8 protein-coding genes are annotated in these 16,726 nt (G+C 67.3%); 2 read left to right on the forward strand and 6 right to left on the reverse strand.

What is annotated here, in order from left to right; all coding sequences use genetic code 11:
- Positions 1 to 6: 6 nt before the first annotated feature.
- The gene (locus tag KVT45_RS06260; RefSeq protein WP_217545477.1) at positions 7 to 858 is read right to left on the reverse strand and encodes a helix-turn-helix transcriptional regulator; all 852 of its coding nucleotides are present in this window, start codon (positions 856 to 858) and stop codon (positions 7 to 9) included.
- A 265-nt stretch (positions 859 to 1,123) separates the two neighbouring features.
- Here KVT45_RS06260 and KVT45_RS06265 point away from each other — a divergent pair, with 265 nt between their 5' ends.
- A complete protein-coding gene (locus tag KVT45_RS06265) occupies positions 1,124 to 1,780 on the forward strand; it encodes an ATP-binding protein (protein WP_217545478.1) in 657 nt (218 codons plus the stop codon).
- A 76-nt stretch (positions 1,781 to 1,856) separates the two neighbouring features.
- Here KVT45_RS06265 and drmB read toward each other — a convergent pair whose 3' ends face one another.
- From drmB to KVT45_RS06290, 5 genes are all read right to left on the reverse strand, one after another.
- Complete coding sequence (drmB, locus tag KVT45_RS06270; RefSeq protein WP_217545479.1) at positions 1,857 to 3,722, reverse strand: DUF1998 domain-containing protein; 1,866 nt, start codon at positions 3,720 to 3,722, stop codon at positions 1,857 to 1,859.
- Complete coding sequence (locus KVT45_RS06275; RefSeq protein WP_217545480.1) at positions 3,719 to 6,967, reverse strand: helicase-related protein; 3,249 nt, start codon at positions 6,965 to 6,967, stop codon at positions 3,719 to 3,721. Before KVT45_RS06275 ends, drmB begins: the two co-directional genes overlap by 4 nt.
- Complete coding sequence (locus KVT45_RS06280) at positions 6,964 to 8,868, reverse strand: UvrD-helicase domain-containing protein (protein ID WP_217545481.1); 1,905 nt, start codon at positions 8,866 to 8,868, stop codon at positions 6,964 to 6,966. The genes KVT45_RS06275 and KVT45_RS06280 overlap by 4 nt, the downstream gene beginning before the upstream one ends.
- A complete protein-coding gene (locus KVT45_RS06285) occupies positions 8,865 to 13,628 on the reverse strand; it encodes a DEAD/DEAH box helicase (protein WP_217545482.1) in 4,764 nt (1,587 codons plus the stop codon). The genes KVT45_RS06280 and KVT45_RS06285 overlap by 4 nt, the downstream gene beginning before the upstream one ends.
- 211 nt (positions 13,629 to 13,839) lie before the next feature.
- Complete coding sequence (locus tag KVT45_RS06290; protein WP_217545483.1) at positions 13,840 to 14,028, reverse strand: hypothetical protein; 189 nt, start codon at positions 14,026 to 14,028, stop codon at positions 13,840 to 13,842.
- Positions 14,029 to 14,574: 546 nt separating this feature from the next.
- Here KVT45_RS06290 and KVT45_RS06295 point away from each other — a divergent pair.
- Positions 14,575 to 16,725, forward strand: coding sequence for a helix-turn-helix transcriptional regulator (locus KVT45_RS06295; protein WP_217545484.1), 2,151 nt, complete (start codon positions 14,575 to 14,577; stop codon positions 16,723 to 16,725).
- The last annotated feature ends 1 nt before the right edge of the window (position 16,726 follow it).

Here is a 16,726-nt window from a genome sequence, read left to right on the forward strand (position 1 = left end):
CGTCTCCTAGAGTTCGCGTGCGATGGCGTGGATGAAGGCTCTTGAGTCGTCGGGGGACAGCGCCAGCTCCTCCATCCGGTTCAAGTGAGCGCGGTACTTGGTCAATTCTGCCTCGCCGTACAGGAAGTCCGGGCCGTGGGAGTTGTCGATCTGCACGGTGTCCAGTTGTTGCGTCGGTCCTTCCGCGTACAGAACGGTCTGTCCTGCACCTGGAAAGGCTCCACTGCTGAACGGGACGACCAGAACCGTTCGACCGTCCCGCTCGGACTGGTCCAGTAGGTGTTCGAGTTGCGCGCGGCTGACCCGGGAGCCTCCGAACTGCATCCGCAACGCGGCCTCGTGCACGATTCCGGTGAAAGTGGGTGCGGCCTCGGAGGCGAGCACCTCCTGACGGTTGTTGCGGTGGGCTGCTCTCAACGCCACTTCGTGCTCGGGTAGTTGCGGAAGGACGGCACGGAAGACCGCGAGGGCATAGTCGGTCGTCTGAAACAGGCCAGGAATGTGCACTGTGCATGCGGTGCGCATGCGAATGGCCTGCCACTCCAACTCGGCGATGTCCAGCAGACCTTGAGGAAGGGTTCCGCGATACCGCTCCCACCAGCCCGAGGTGGTGGGTGAGGCCATTTCGACCAGGGCGGCTACGTACTCCTCGTCGTCGCAACGGCAGTGGTGAGCCAGGGTGCGCAGACGTTCCTCGCTGATGCTCCGGACCCCGGACTCCATGTTGGAGATCTTTCCTCGGTCCACGCCCAGGAAGTTTGCGGCCTGCTCCGCGGACACGCCTGCAGCCATCCGCATCCTGCGCAGTTCGTGACCGAGGCGCCTCTGACGTTGCGTCGGTACTGCCCTCGGGGCCATGTCGATCCTTCCGTTTCGGACTCGGACGGCAGTCTGCCGTGCTGGGCGGCTCGCGAGCCACGATCGAGCTAATTTGCCGAAGAGTGTGGCAAATTTACCAAGCCGTCTTCTAGCTTGGACATCGCGCCGCTCACGCACAGCGAGCAGAAGCGCATCGCGTATGCCCCCTGTTCTCTCCTGCCCTGGGAGGGGTGGCCTGCGCCAGGGCGACAGGCCACTGCTTCACGAGCAGCGCAACGAGTCAGGTGGACGAAGGAGTTGGGACATGGATTGCGGTGGATGTACGCCGGGAAGGCTTTGGGATCTTTCTTTTTCCGCCGAGCCGGCGGAAATGGCGGCGCTGCGGCGCTTGCTTCGCGCTCATCTGGGCCTCTGGGGGCTGGCGGAGCTGACGGAGTCGGCCCAGCTCTGCCTGAGCGAACTCGTCTCCAACGTGATCACTCACGTGGGCCCCGGTACCCCGACGACGCTCGCCGTCTCCATCAGCGGTACGCGCCTGCGTATCGAAGTCCATGATCCCGACACTCGGGCCTTACCGCGTCTGATCGACTCGGCCGGCGATGCCGAGGCGGGGCGCGGTATGGCCCTAGTAGCCGCGATGTCCGAGCGCTGGGGCGTCCAACTCCTGCCCGACCGCAAGATCACGTGGGTTGAACTCGCGTCGGGACTGACGGAGGCGAACGGCCACAGCAAGGACGTCCGGGTGTCCAGAGCCACGAGTTGCCTGCACTTCTACAACGCGGCGTTGCCGACCCACCTGGGGGGACCGAGCAGGCTGAGCGCCATCGCCGCGGAGGAGGTGGCGATCGACGTCATCGCCGATCTTCTTCACTGGCTTCGAGCCCATGGCCATGACGCAGATGGGGCTCTGGACCGCGCCCAGATGCAGTTCGAGGCGGACACGCGACGACCGGCATGGTGACGGAAGGCTCCCTGACTCGGGAAGCGCGGCGAAGGCGCCGATCAGTGTCGGCGCCTTCGCCAAGGCGGGGCGGACGTCATGGGTTCAGGATGTCGGCGAAGAAGCCCACCTCGGGATCGTCAGGGGTTCCGACAAGGAGGGCGCGGTCCAAGAGGACGTTGTTGTGCTCACAACTCGTCTCCGGGAGCATCACGCAGGCATGGCAGGCCGCCAGGTTGATTCCGCCGGCGCCGGACGCCTCGGTCTCCATGCAGAGCGGGTCCGAGGAACACCACTCGGCACGGCGGACGGCCGAACGGACCGTGCGAGCGAGAATCTCCGGCTCACCTTGAGCGACCAGGCCACCCAGACTGCCTGCGGAGTCGCTCGTCGCCGTGTAGACGAGCACCCCGGCCATGTCCTCGGCGGTGTACAGGCGCTCGCGCAGGGACGCGGCCGGGTATCCCGCCTCCAGGCTCCACTCGTTGATGAGAATGTGGGCCAAGGTGTGCAGCAGCACCATGCGAGGCGTGGCGGGGGAGAGGACGACGCGGCTCGGGTCGTCGGCCCGCTGCTCCAACACCCGCTGGTGGGCGGTGCGCATCCGTTCGATCCGGGCCGCCACCGCTGTGGCTTTCTCCCAGGCGCCGAGTCGATCCTCGTTCAGACGGAGAAAGACTCCCTCGCCCCGAACCTCCATGGCCGGGAGCCAACGCAGGGAGCGTTCGGACAGCGGCATCTCCTTGGGATCGGTCGTCGATTCGGCGTCGCCGAGCCGGGTGAACGCCTTCAGTGCGCGCACCTCGCGGAGCTTCTTGACCAGCATCGGGCCGGTGACGCCGAGCGGGTCGAGCAAGCTCTGGTCGCCCAGCGGGGTCTCGCAGACGAACTCCTCGTCGCGGGAGTGCTCGCTCTCGTCGTTGCCGGAGCGGAGACGCTCGTATTCCTTGTTGCGCAGGGCGCGATAACGATGGTCGAAGGAGGGCGCCTCGTCGCCAGTGGGGTCTTCCTCCCGCTCGGCGTCGAGGAAGGCCATGACTTCGTCGATCGGAACCGGGCTCTCACCCTTGAAGACGAACTTGAGGCACATCTCGACCTCTGCGCGGCTGTTCAGCTTGCGTAGTTGCTCCCAGTGTTCGGCGAGCGGATCCGCGCGGCCATTGCTCCACGGCGGGATGGAGAGCGCAGACTTCAACACCGGCTGCCAGACTGCCGACGAACCGCGCTGCAGGGTGCGCAGAGGGAGTCCGCATCCGCCCGTGGCGGCGGACGTACCGAGCCACGGACGGGAGCCTCGGCACTTGAGGCCCAGGTCCTTGAGCGCTCTCCTCCGGAAGGAGCCCTCCATCGAAACCTCGGGTGCCTGCCCACAGGTGCAGGAGACGAGGATGGAGCGCAGCGAGGAAGTACGCCCGGACGTGCGCATCTTGAGCTTCCCTCCGCACTGTGCCGCCGTCGAGGCACCACGGTCCGTGGAACGGTGCACCCACTGCCAGTACGGGAACTCGTCGAGGTGCCCGGCCTCGCAGGCGACGACGAAACGGGAGGGGACCAGGTCGACCTCGCACGTGCCGCAGACGCTTCGACCGGCCGGCGGGTTGAAGTCGCGATGTCGTTGCAGGTCGTTGCACTCGGGGCAGGAGTGCATCAAGGGAAAACGTCGGACCCGGATACCGTCTTTGCTGGTGTCGTCGGAAGCGGGCGGCAGCCGGAAGTAGTCGACGCCGAGCACTCGGGCCAGCCGCCGTTCGTGGATCTGCGGCGACTCATCACGGCTCCAGCTCTGCTCGGCCTCGTCGAGTCCCGAGACGATGAAGGACTCATGGTCGACGGCGATGAGCGACCCGACGCCGTACGTGGTGATCGCCTGGACGCGGCGGACCGCACCGCGCCGCGGAAAGTTGTGGGCGGGTGCGGCGCCGTCCGCGCCGGTTCGGCGACGGCGGGCGGGGGGCGGGGTCATCGGGTTCCCTCCATGAACAGGGCGGTCTCGGCGTCGACGTCACGCAGGCTCCACAACGTGGGATACGCCCCGGTGCCCTCGGACTCGTCGTCATAGGCCTTGAGAAGCGACGGTGCGCGACTGCCTCTCTGAGGCTCGAACAGCAGGCCGTTATGGATGTCGGCCTCCTTGCACCACCACCCGACGAACTCGTCGAAGGCCCGGGACACGGCGTTGGTCTCCTCCCGGGTGACCGCGTCCACGCGTTCCAGAAGGATCGTCTTGATGGGGCCACGGAGTACGTCTTCGTAGGACTCGACCTTTCCGGCGCCATCGTTGGGTCGGGCGGCGGGGATCATGATGCGGGCGAGGGCGACGATCACCGCGTGCAGGCCCCGGTAACGGGCGCGGGCGGAGAACGGTGTGACGGAAGTGGACTCGACCTCTCGGTACAGGGCCGAGTGGAAATGTTGGAAGCTCTCGTAGTGGGAACGGTCCCGGGAGCGCGTTGAGTTGAGCATGATCGCGACCAGACCGGGGTGCGCGCGACCGACGCGGCTGGTCGCCTGGATGTACTCGGCGGTCGTCTGTGGCTGGCCCATCACGGCCATGAGACCGAGTCGGTCCACGTCCACGCCGACCGCGATCATGTTGGTGGCCAGGAGGACGTCCACGGTGTCCTCGTCGGGCAGCCGCTTCTCGATGCCCTTGAGGCGGGTGGGGATCTCGCTGGCGTCGATACGGCTCGTCAGCTCCGAGTAGTTGACGACCGAGCGGACTTCCACCCCCTCGCGCTCAGCGAGCACCTCCAGATAGGCCACCACGTCGTCGTGGACCTGGAGTTCGGCAGCGGACAGCAGCCGGAGGCTGTTGAAGTAGCCGACGAGACTCCAGTAGGCGTCGCGTACCTCGTCCTCGGTCTTCGCCTGCTTGGCCCGGTGCAGAAGGGTGGCGTACGTGCGGATCAGGAGGGTGGCCTGGCTGATGCCGGGGGCCAGGAGGCCGACGTAGCGGCGGCTCGCCTTTTCCTCGCGCGGTGTCTCCACGGCGAACCACGAGTCGCGGGCGTCGAGGCCGGCGGGCGGGAACTGCCGCACTTCGCGGGCGAAGAGGTGGCGTCCCTGGTCGGCTGCGCGACGGATGGTGGCTGTGGAGGCGATCACCTTGGGTCGGCCGGCGAGTGCGTCCACGGCGGTCTCGTAGAGGCCGGTGAGTGTCCCCAACGGGCCGGAGATCAGGTGGAGTTCGTCCTGGACAATCAGTTCCGGGGGTGGGGTGCCGCCGTCCGGGTCGTCGTCGCGGTTGAAGAGTGCCGCGGTCGCCGGACGCCACGGCATCGACGCGAACTTGTCCACAGTGGCGATCACCAGTGTCGGCCGCGCGTCGTACACCGCCTCGTCGATCAGGTGGACGGGCAGGCCGTCGGCGAAGTCGCAGTTTGCGCCGGGGCATCGGACGTGCATCCGCTTCGCGTCCTCGTCGGCTTCGTAGTTCCGTGCGTCGAGGCGGGTTCCGCACCAAGGACAGGCGTGCAGCTGGACGGGATTCTCGGTGGCGAGGCGCTTGTCGAGGTTCGCGCGGAGCTCGTCGAGCTTCAGGCCTGCCTCGGTCAGCGTGTTGGGGGTGGCCGAGCGTCCCACCCACATACCGACGGAGAACTCTTCGTGGCCCAACTCGGGTGTTCGGCGCCGCATGTGTTCCATGGCACAGAGAAGGATCGCGGCGCGCTCGAACTGCTGGAGGGTGAGCAGCCGCAGCGTGTAGCGCATGAGGACGGTGACACCGCCGCCGTCCACGCCCTTGCGGATACGGCGCAGGAACGAGGTGAAGGCGATCAGACCGAGGTAGGCCTCGGTCTTGCCACCACCGGTGGGGAACCACAGCAGATCGGAGATCTGCCGATCACGATGCTCGGGGTCGTCGATGCCTGCCAGGCACAGGAGTACGAAGGCGATCTGAAAGGGACGCCAGCGTCCGGCGGTCGGGTCGGGGACGCCGACGCGTCCGCCCTTCACCCAGGCGCTGCGGGCACGCTGGTCGGCCATGGCGCGATTGGCCAGTCGGAAAGCCTTCATCAGATCGGGCTTGGTCTGCAACAGCTCGATGCCCTCGCGGACTCGGCCGAGTGCCTGGCGGCAGGCCTTGACCTGTTCCCGCGCGGGTTCCTCGTGCGTTCCGGCAGCCAGATCCTCCGTCTCGGCCGCCTTGCGGTCGATCCAGCGTTCGTACCCGTCGGCGAGCCCTTCCAGAGCGGTCAGGATCTCGGCGTCGGAATTCTCCGCCAGCCCCAGCATGGACAGCGCTGAGCTGTCGATCTCGGGGTTTGAGTCGGTGAGCAGCACCTCCACCGTCGGCACGAACTGGGTCCGCACCTCAGGGACGGCGATCTCCGGGGCGGTTTCGGTCATGCCGATAGGCCACGGATTCCAGTCCCATTCGGCGGCACAACCGTGCCCGACGGCGAAGGTCGGGGCGTGGCGGTGCAGCAGCCGACTCGTGGCGACCTCCGGGTCGTGGGCGGCGTCCGGAGCCGGGCGTTCGACGAACGCGTCGGAGCCGTCGGCAGCCCGGACCGTCAGCCCGCACTGGAAGAGGGAGAACGCGTCCTGTAGATCCCACTCGCCGATCTTCTGCGTGTTGATCAGAGTGACCGTGATCGTGACCGTGCCGGTGGTCTTGTCAAGGCGACGGATGTTGACGTGCAGTGAGGCTTCGTCGCTGAGCGGGATCGGATCTTTCGGAGCGGCCTTGGTCACGACGAAGCGCTGGTCGGGGAAGGAGAGCTCCCGCCGGCGCCACCGTTCACGCTGGTCGGCGACGGTACGGGCCTCGGCGCGACGGGCCGGGATCCGCTTGCCGTCGGCGTCCGTGGGCTCGTAGACGGCCGCACGCGCCGAGACCACGATCATGTCGTTTATATCCGGCTTGACCGCGAAGGTCAGGCCCATCGAGGAGGGCCGCCTGTCCCCCGAGGCACCGACCTCCGGCGGGGTGCTGGAATCCTCGCCGTCGCCACGGGTGTTGACGGGAGTGTCGTCCGGACCGTCCTGCTTGGCGGCCTCTTCCTCCTGCCGTTCTTTCGTGGCACGCGGATACAGCACACCGGTCAAGTAACGGTCGATCGGCGCGTCCTGGGTGAGTACCTCGTCCCGATCGTCCGGTACGGCGTCCTCGGCGGGGCCGAGGAGCTCACGGCGGAGTCCCACGAGGAGTTCCTCGTCCCGGACCCGGTAGTGCTCGGAGTGTCGGCCTGCCACCTGCGTCATGCGTGCTGCTCCTCGTCGTTGTCGGCTCTCCGGTACCGGCCGATGCCGGTGATGCGCGGGACGATCCACACGCCTCGGTCACCGAGACCGGCGTTGGCGCCGGCGGCGGCGCTGCCCGTCACGGTCTCCAGGGTGTCGATCCGCAGGTCGTGGATCTCGTCGGGCCACCAAGGGTCCCAGGTGCGGTTCACCTTCTGTACCTGGAACAACTCCTCGCGGAACCGCCGCGACGCCTCGCCGATCTCCCGCCCCTTGTGCACCAGGGCGTACGGCGGGCTTTCCGCCTCGCCCATCGGCAGGTCGTGGACCCTACGCAGCAGCACCTCCTGGCCGGAGCGCACCTGTTCCAGGAGATACGCCTGGGTGGCAACGGCGTCGGTCTGGTGGCCGGGCGGGTTGTCCCGGCAGACGTCCCCCGCCTCGGCGACGATCCCGTACCTGTCGTACGACCGCCACGACCCGAGGTAGCGACGGCCGTTGCGCTGACTCCCAGCCCGCTTGAAGTGCGGCAGTTCGGGAGGGGCCACGTGGTACAGATCCTGGCGGGCGCGCGTCATGGCCACGTACAGGGCGCGGGCTTCGGCGGGAAGGTCCAACTCGTCCTGATGCCGCTTGTGGAGCTCGGCGAGGGTCGGTGGCGTCAGGACGATCACCCGATCGAACTCCAGGCCCTTGGCCCGGTGCACCGTCGAGACGACGATGCGGGCGTTCTCCGGGTCCGCCGCTTCGTCCGGGAACCTGCCGTCGGCGACCGCGCGGCGCAGCCGGTCCAGATCGAGCACTCCGCGCCCCGCACCGCGCGCGACCCTACGCAGCACCGTCCACAGGGCGGCGGCGTCAGGCTCGTAAGGAAGAGGGATTTCCGAGAGAAGCGTACGGAACCGGTCCTCGGTGAGGCCGGTCGCCTCCGTGCGACGCAGCAGCTCGGCCACCCAGTACGGCACCGGACGCTCCTCCAGCGGGCGCCGCAGCCGGTGGTCGATGCCGTGCGCGTGCAGCAGGCCGGAGACCACGAGGGCCTGCTGGTTGTCACGGGTGAGGACGGCGCAGGTGTCGGAGAGGTCCCGCAGGCCGTCCAGGGTGAACTCGCCGTCGAGGTCGCCCATGCCGTTCGCCGGATCCAGAAGGAGATCGCGCAGTTCGTCGTAGAGCCTCCCGGCCTCGTCCGGGTCGGTGACCTGCTGGAGAAGGGGGCCGTGCGCCAGAGCGACCCGGGCTTCGGCGGTGGTGGCCCGGAAATTCCTCGTGAGACGCAGCTCCACGAGGTCGTCGGGGTAGGAACAGCGCAGCCAGTCGAAGAACCGACCGGTCTCGTCAGCGCGTTCGCCCAGGTTCGCGATCTGGAAGCCGTACACGGACTGGGCGGCGTCTCCGACGACGGTGAACCCGCAGCTGTCCTGGTACCGGTCGAGAAGCGTCTCCACCAGCTCACGGCGCCCGCCCAGCAGGTCCTGCACCTCGTCGATCACGACGTGGGCCGGTGGCACCGCGTCGCCGACCTCCAGCGCGCCCTTCTCGATCGCGCGGGTCGCGGCGGCTATCCGCTCGTCGAAGCCGACCGCGCCCCACTCGCCGTCCGGATGTGCCTGAAGGAGCACCTCATAGGCCCACGCGTCGAAGGTACGGGCGCGTACCCGGTGAGCTCGTTCCCCGTGCCGAGAGATCCGTTCGCGCAGTTCCCGAGCCGCCGCCCGGGAGAAGGTGAGCACCAGGATCTCGGCCGCCTCCAGAGCCTGTTCAGGGTCCTCGTGGCCGCACAGGGCGTCGAGCCGGCGCACCAGGGCGTGCGTCTTACCAGCCCCGGCGCCCGCGGTGACCAGGACGCGCGCGTCCCAGAACTGTTCGACGACGGCCAGTTGCTCGTCGGTGAGCGGAGGGCTGTCCTGGTAGACGTCGGTCACTTCCGGCTCCAGAGGTGCTCGAACTGGGTGAAGGCGAGGTGTGTGTCAAAGTTGGCGATGTTGTCGCTGACGTTGAGGATCAGACAGCTGTCCTTGCCGCCGTTCAGTGGTCCACGCAGCCCACGACCGATCATCTGCTGGTACACGTTGGTGCTGTAAACCGGCCGGGCCACGACCACGACACGCGTGGCAGGTGCGTCGAATCCCTGGGTGAGCACACCGTAGTTGGTGAGGACTCGGATGCGTCCGTTTCGGAAGTTCTCGATGCGGTTGCGGCGGTCCTGCGTGCTGGTCGTCGAGTCCACGGCGGCGGACGGGACACCTTGGTCGTTGAGCATGGCGGCCAGGTATTTGGCATGGTCGACCGAGGTGGCGAAGAGCAACGTCGGCCAGTTGTCCGGCAGTTCCGTCACCGAGTCGACAATGCGCCGACTGCGCGCGTGGTCATCGGCGAGCCGCTGTTCGGCGGAGCGGGAGAGCATGGCCATGCGATCGGCGTGCGTCTTCTCGTCCCGTGTGAGTTCGATACGACCGCCTTCAAGGGTGCGGTGCTCGACCTGGGCCAGGATGCGCCAGTCCTGGAGGTCGCGATACGGGTCGCCCGACGGGAACACTCCTTCGTCGAGTCGTCGATTGCCGAAGCGGCTGACGAGACGACGGGTCTCCTCCTCGTTGGTGTTCCGGAACGGGGTGGCGGTCAGACCGAGCAGATGCCGGCTGGTCTCGTACTGTGTGAGTCCCAACTGACTGAGGATCTCGGTGTATCGCTTCGAGATGGCGGTGTGAGCCTCGTCCACGATCACCAGTGCGGCCTTGCGCAACCAGGCGTACTGGTCGGTGTCCAGACACCGCTCCAGCTTGGCGTCGGTGGCGACCACCAGGTGCGGGTGGTCTACGACATTTCCGACCTCGTAGGTGCTCCACAGCCGGCTGATGGTCAGCGGTCGTTCGGCACCGACCTTGCTCCAGACGAACTTCCAGCTCTGGACGGCCTGTTCGCACAACTCCTCGGTCTGCGCGATCCACAGCAGTGGACCCTTCAGGTCGCCGACCCGCTTCACCCAGCGGATCACGGCCTCGGCGGTGACCCGGGTCTTGCCGGCGCCGGTCGGCAGCGACAGCATGCCGCGCTGGGGCGCCAGTCGGTCGAGCATGGTGGAGATGTTCCTGACCAGGTCCTCCTGGTAGCCGTGGAGGCTGGGGAAGTCCCGAGGGCCCTCGACGGTCTCGAACGGTGGCGGAGACGGAGTCTTCGAACCGGCGAACGCGACCGGCAGCCTCATCTCCGAGACGAACACGATGGCCGCCGACGAACCCCCGTACGCGACCGGTGCGTTGGGAAAACGCACCTGGATGTCCCGGGCGTGCTGCTGGAGCACTCCGTCACCGTGCGCGTTGAACGCCATCTGCGCGATCCGGCGCCCGGACGGCTCCACACCGCCGGTCGCCTGCATCTCGGCCTCCATCAATCCCTCCGGGAGGCCGGCCCGGAGCGCGTCGGCACCGATCAGCAGCTCGATCTTGGCCACCACGTCCGCGGCCTCGCGCACCGCCTTCTGCGCCGCCTTCAGCTCGCTGTCACGAGCCATACGGTCCTGGTGCTCCAGGACCGCGCGGCAACCGGCGGCGCCCAGACCAAGGCCGAGTTCGCGATCGATGAGACGCAGCATCGGCTCGGGCTCCAGCGGCACGCGGACCTTGACGGTGCCGTCCTGGCGCACGGCGTCCAGGGGAGAGGCGTGTGTGCCGTTGGGCGTACGGATGACCTCCTCCAGCTCGCTGCATCGTTGCACCATGCTGTTCCGGTGGCCGCTGTTCAGGCGCTGCCGCAGGGCAGGGAACAGCTCGACCAGAGGGACGGGGTCACCCTCCGGTTCTTCACGGGTCTCCCGGCTGATCACATCGGCATAGCGGAGCATCCCCCACTTCTCGATCATCAGCTCGGCATCCTCGGCGGTCGGTACGAGGAGCGCCGGGAGCTGTTCGGCGCGGAGCGCCCGGTACTGAGCGGCTCCGACGGCGATCGTGATCTCGCCGTCGGGGCGGGTGCCCCAGACGTCGCCGATCCGGCAACGCGTCAGGGAGTCCTCGGGGAAGTCCGCGCCGAACCGGGTCAGCATCACGTAAGTGGCGCCGACGAAGGAGTCGTCCTCGCTACGGGTCACCTCGTCGAGGAGCGCGACCCAGCGGTCGGGGGGAACCTCGTCGACGGTGGTCGGGAGCCGCAGCCTGCGAGCCTTCTCGGGGGAGACGTCGGCGACCGGCAGCACGTCCCGATAGCCGGCGAGCTGGGGGCCGACGGCCTCCTTCAGCGGCTTGATCCCCTGCGAGGTGCTGACCGAGCCGAACTTCCTCAGCATCCACCGGATCGGTGAGGCCACCGCTTGGCGGGTGCTGGTCTGGGCGCCGATCTGCAGCGTCCAGTTGTCCACGACGGCGTCGTCGGGCAACACCTTCAGGAAGGCGGAGCGGGATTCCTCGGAGAGCGCGCGGTAGAGGTGGAGCGGACCACCGATCGCGGCGCCCTCGACCTTCATCCGGCTCAGCGTGGGGCGCGGGGCGCGACTGTCCAAGCCGCGCAGGTAGGCGGCGTGGACGGCTTCGCGGTACTCCTCGAACCACGCTTCGTCCGCCTGGGGCTGCACCCCACCGGACGGTCGCTCCCGTAGACCGACCTGGGAGAAGAACGTGGTGTCGTCGGAGTGGAACGCCATGTCGACGGCGATACTCGGGTCGCGCTTCGCGTCGACGACGACACCCGGCAGCATGCAGTCCTCGATCGGCCGGAATCGCCCGTCGGCGGTTCGCACCCGAAGCGTCGAGCGGGGAGCGGGCACCCGCTCCAGGACCTTGTGGGCCAGCCGACGGACCCCCGCCTGACGGAACAACTCCCAGAAGCGCTCCCAGTCCGAATCGCTGTAGTGATCGAAGCCCTGATCGAGGACGCTGACGAACCTGCCCTCGACATCGGCCTCCCGGATGCCCAGGGTGTTGAGGGCGTGAGCGAGCGACGGATCCTGGGCAAGCTCGTCGACCACGTACACCAGGGCCTCGCGCAGTCCGCCCTGGTCGGCACGGCGGAACACCTTGCCGTGCACGGGGGCTACCAGACCGTGCTCCTCGGTGAGCACGATGTGGGCCTTGCGGGCCTCCTCGGCATAGGGAGAGTTGGCCTCGATCATGTCCGCGAGGATTCGCACGGCCACTGCCGATGCTTCGGGTGCCTCGCTCTCGACCAGGGCTTCCAGCCACTCACGGACGCCGGTCCGTTCGTGTCCGGCCGCGCCGATGATGTGCTCGACCTTGCCGGAACGGAGGACGTCCGCCTCCGTGCTCGGGTGCAGCCAGTTCGAGGGGCGCCCGGGGCACTCGTTCCACATCCGCAGCCAACTGGACAGTTTCCGCAGGTCCCTGTCGAGCCGCGGGTGGATCCGCAGTTCCGTGGGGACGCGCAGGACGCCGTCCTGGTCGGGCAGGGAGGGGCGGTCCGCGGTGCGGTCCCAGACCTCCCGGGTCAGGAACTCGTCGGCCCAGCTGATCGCCTCCTTGACGCGGCCGGGCAGCAGGGGGAGGTAGGCGGCCGGGTCCTCGGCCGGTGCCAGGGCGGGGAGGGAGTCGACGACCAGCTTCGCCGACACCCTGATCATTTCTTGGTTGAAGGGGGAGGAGTCCAGCAGGTTCTGCCTGTCCTCGTTGGTCTTCCAGGCTCCGTTGAGAATGCCGCTCAACGACATTTCGTACTTGGTCGGAAAGAAGGACCAGAATTTGCCGCGTCCGCGCGATCGCGGGCTGACGTACAGGCCGCTCTCCGGATCCTTCTCCAGGGCCGGGACACCCCAGGCGAGGTCGAGCAGAAGCCGGTCGTGCAGCTCTCCGGCATCCGCCCGAGCACTCGGACCGGGCTCGTGGGTGGTGCTGAACACACGCCACCGGTCGGTGGTCACGGCTTTTCCGGTCCGCTCCTCGACCACGGTGTGCAGGTCGCCGGTCTGTCGGGTGGTCAGCGTACGTCGGGCCATGGGCCGGGGCCGGCGGTCCTCCAGCACGACCTTCGCGACGTGCGGGGAGAAGAGCTGGAAGCCCACCGGGAATTCCTCGCGCGGCTCGCCGTGGTCCTTGGCGCGACCGCCGTGCATGTCCCTGCCCAACCGATCGTCGGCCCTGGGGAGCAGAGGCAGTCGAACGACGGTGGCGGCCCAGTCCAGCAGTTCGTTGAGTACATGATCGGCGGTGCGCTCGGCCTGCACGTCGAGAGGCCGGGCCATCCGCAGTACGGGGGCGTCGAAGTCCGGGCCGTAGCGCGCTGATACGCCAGGTACGGCCTTGATCTGCTCGTACGACCAGGCACGGTCGAATCCGAAACTTCCCGTGCGGCTGAAGAATTCAGGTGCGTCGGTTACCACGAGGACCGACTTGACGCCTACTCCGAAGCGTCCGATCTGCCCTCCACGCTTCTTCGACATGCTCATTCGGAGAATTGTCTCCGCACCTTCAGGGGTGACCGGGTTCCCCTCGTTCGCGCAGTAGAGGTGGGTGTCCGTGAGGATGATGAAAACTCGGCCGCCCGGCTCGTCGGCCATTTCGTCCGCCGCATTCTGGACGAGCTCGAAGAGCTGGCGGTCGCCATATCCACCCTGGGTGATCCGACGCTCGCCATTGGCGTGCTCGGCCACGAGGCCGGGGTCCACCGCGTAAGTCTGCAGGACGCGTGAGGATTGTTCGAGAACGGTTTGCTCTACCGAAAGGGGCGAAGACGGCACTGCTCTGCACTCCAGGGTCGTAAAAGTCCGAGTGAAATGTCAGGGATGGGACTGGCCGCGCCGGCTTCGACGAAGCCGGCGCATGCCTGTCGTGGTGCTGGGTATTGGCGTCACAGTGCCTTCGAGAGCGCGAAGGCGATGGGGCTCGGTCCCGTCGACAGGAACCGGGTCAGGGCTATGACCTGCTCTTTTTACTACCTCGCCCAGGTGTTCAGGTTGCCGGGAACTCGTCCGGCGGCAGACCGGGAACCCTGCCGTCGGGAAAGTCCTTCTCGGACAGGTCGTAGTCCTGGAGAATCTTCATCACCTCGTTCTCGGTCTTGGCCGTGCTGATTTCCAAATCGAATGAACTCAATTCCCGAGATGAAAACAAGAAGTCGTTGTATCCCTGCTCAATCATTGCTGGCGCACCCCTATTCAGGTTGCACAGGGGTAAATTGGGCACACATCCCCCCGCGAAAATGGATTAAATCGATAGCGAATCCCCCCACCGGGACTCTTGTTGGCTGAGGACACTAGCGGGTTCTGGCCCAGTGTCGCCAGCCCTTTCGTTGAAATTCTTCTGTGGCGGTGGAGGCGAATTGGTGTGTGCCTCGTTTCCTGTTGTGCGGGGCTGAATTTGGGTGCACTTCTTCCCCGGCCGCCCAGCCCTCCCGATTTCGGGTTTCGTGAGCGAGATGGGATCCCCATCGTCAACAACGGTACCGGCGGCCACTCGAACGCGCAAGCTCAACTCCCTTTCGCTTGAAGGGAGTTAATCGCTCCATTTATGGAAGTCGTACACATGGTGCGACAGTTGGGCATTCGATACAAGTTGGACACCTGGTTGAAGGGATCCGTGCCGTGGGATCGATCAACTGTTGGTTGACGCTTCCGGACGTGTCAAATTAACCTCGTGGTCCACAGCACACGAGCCGCATGGACTTCGAGAAAGAGCAGGTGACGCGTGGAGACAGGCGAGGAGTTCGGGCCTTGGCTGGCCCGACAGCTCAAGCTCGCGGGGAAGACGCAGGCCGAACTGGCCGACGAACTCCAGCTGACTCGGGCCGCCGTGTCCGCGTGGATCACGGGCCGGTCGACGCCTCGCCCTACCGTAATGACGGACATCGCCAAGGCGCTCGGCACGGACGTGGGTACGGTGCACACCCGCACCACCGACACCCAGGCCGGCCTCCCGGTCACCTGGTACCACCGCCCCGGCTACTCCGACGGTGGCCGTGACCTGGGCAATGCGGCAGCCTTCGCCTTCGACGCCGACGTGCAGGTCCTCGCCCGCGAGACCTGCCAGAACAGCTTGGACGAGCGCCTTACGGAGAACGGCCGCCCGGTCCGGGTCCGTTACACCCTGCACGAGCTCACCGGTGAGGCCCTGGACTCCTTCCGTGAGGCGATCCTCTGGAACGATCTCTTCCCGCACTACTCCGCCGTCTCGGAGGCCGCCGGTAACCAGAAGGTTGGTCGGGTCGTAGACGCCGGGGTACGGGACATGTACGAGAAGGGCCGTCTGGTCCTGCTGCGTGTTGACGACTACAACGCTTCCGGGCTCATCGGCGACGACTACGCGGACGGCAAGTTCGCCGCCGTGGTCAGGCGTCAGCTGGAGAGCCTCAAGTCCGGCCCCGGCGCGGGTGGTTCGTACGGCCTGGGCAAGGCGACGCTGTGGGCCACCAGCGCCCTCGGACTCGTGCTCATCAACTCCACTCTGTCCGTGCCTCACGAGGGACGTACCGAGCGACGGGTCATCGGCCGTCTCGAACTGCCGTGGCGCGAAGTGGACGGCGAGCCGTACGCGGGGCCGGCCTGGTTCGGGCGCCCCGATCCCGATTCGCCCGGTGCCATGGTCGCCCGTTCCTGGTGGGCGGACGAGGAGACCGTCGCACGTCTGTATCTGACCAGGGAGAGCGACGAACCCGGTACCTCCTTCCTCATCGTCGGTGCGCACGACGTTGCCAGCCTTGAGAGCAGGTCCGACGCCGACGACGAGTCCGGCGGTGTCGAGGACGGCGATGAGGACACGCGTGACATCTGCAAGATGCACGGCCGTCTGGTAGAGGCGCTGGGACGTGACTTCTGGGCCGCGATGACCGGCGGCGGCAGCAGGCTCCCCCTCCTGGAGGTCTCTGTCCGGGCCTTTCAGAACGGTAAGGAGGTCGTGCCGGAGAAGCAGGTGGACCCGTCTGTCGAGCAGCCCGCCCGGACTCGTGCCCTCAGGGCGCACTACGAGGGCACCACAGTGGACCGTCTCACCGAGGCCGGGCAGGTCGCGGCGCGGAACGTCCCGCTGAAGCTGCCGCTCTCCGGCGGCGCCCATGGGACGCTCGGCACGCACCAGGCGGTCCTGCTGGTCACCGAGGCCGAGGGCGACAGAGACGGGGACGGGGGGAAGAACCAGGTGCACTCGCTGCGCGGCAACCGCATGACCGTCAAGAGGGCCGGGGTTCAGAGGCTGCCGCTTGGGACCAACCCCTTTCAGGCCGTTCTGCTGGTGGGCGAGGCAGCCGGAGAATCGGCTCCCTTCGCGAAGGAGGCCGAGGAATTCCTACGTGCGGCGGAACCGCCTGAGCACGACCGCTGGGGGCAGACGGAGGAGCTGACTCTGCGCTGGTCCCCCTCCGCGTATCGCCGGATCAGCGCGCTGACCGCCGAGGTCAACAATGCGGTCAGGGAACTTGTCGCACGGCCGAAGCGCACCAGCCGCGAGGGCGGCGAGGCCGTACGCAAGGCGTTGACCGTGAGAACTAGGCCAAAGGCCAAGGCGCCCGCCGGGCCGGTGGTTCCGGTGCTGGACAAGCTCGACGCGACAGTCGGCGACGACGGGGAATGGCGGATCACCGCAGAGGTGAGCATCCCGCGGGGCGACGAGATCGTCCCGATGGTGCCGGTCGCGCAACTGGATGTGCGTTCCGGAGGCCGTCCGAAGCTGGAGTGGGCGGAACTCGTGGCTGTCGAGGGCTGCGAGGTGGAGGACGGGACCCTGCGCTTCACTCCCGGCGTGCGTCGCGCGAAGTTCCGAGGATCCACCGATGTCACCAGTCACCCGGTCAGGACCACGCTCACCCGCCTCGTCCTCGAACTCCGTGCCGGAAAGGGGGAGTGAC

This window comes from Streptomyces sp. GbtcB6, assembly GCF_019091475.1.
GTDB lineage: Bacteria > Actinomycetota > Actinomycetes > Streptomycetales > Streptomycetaceae > Streptomyces > Streptomyces hyaluromycini.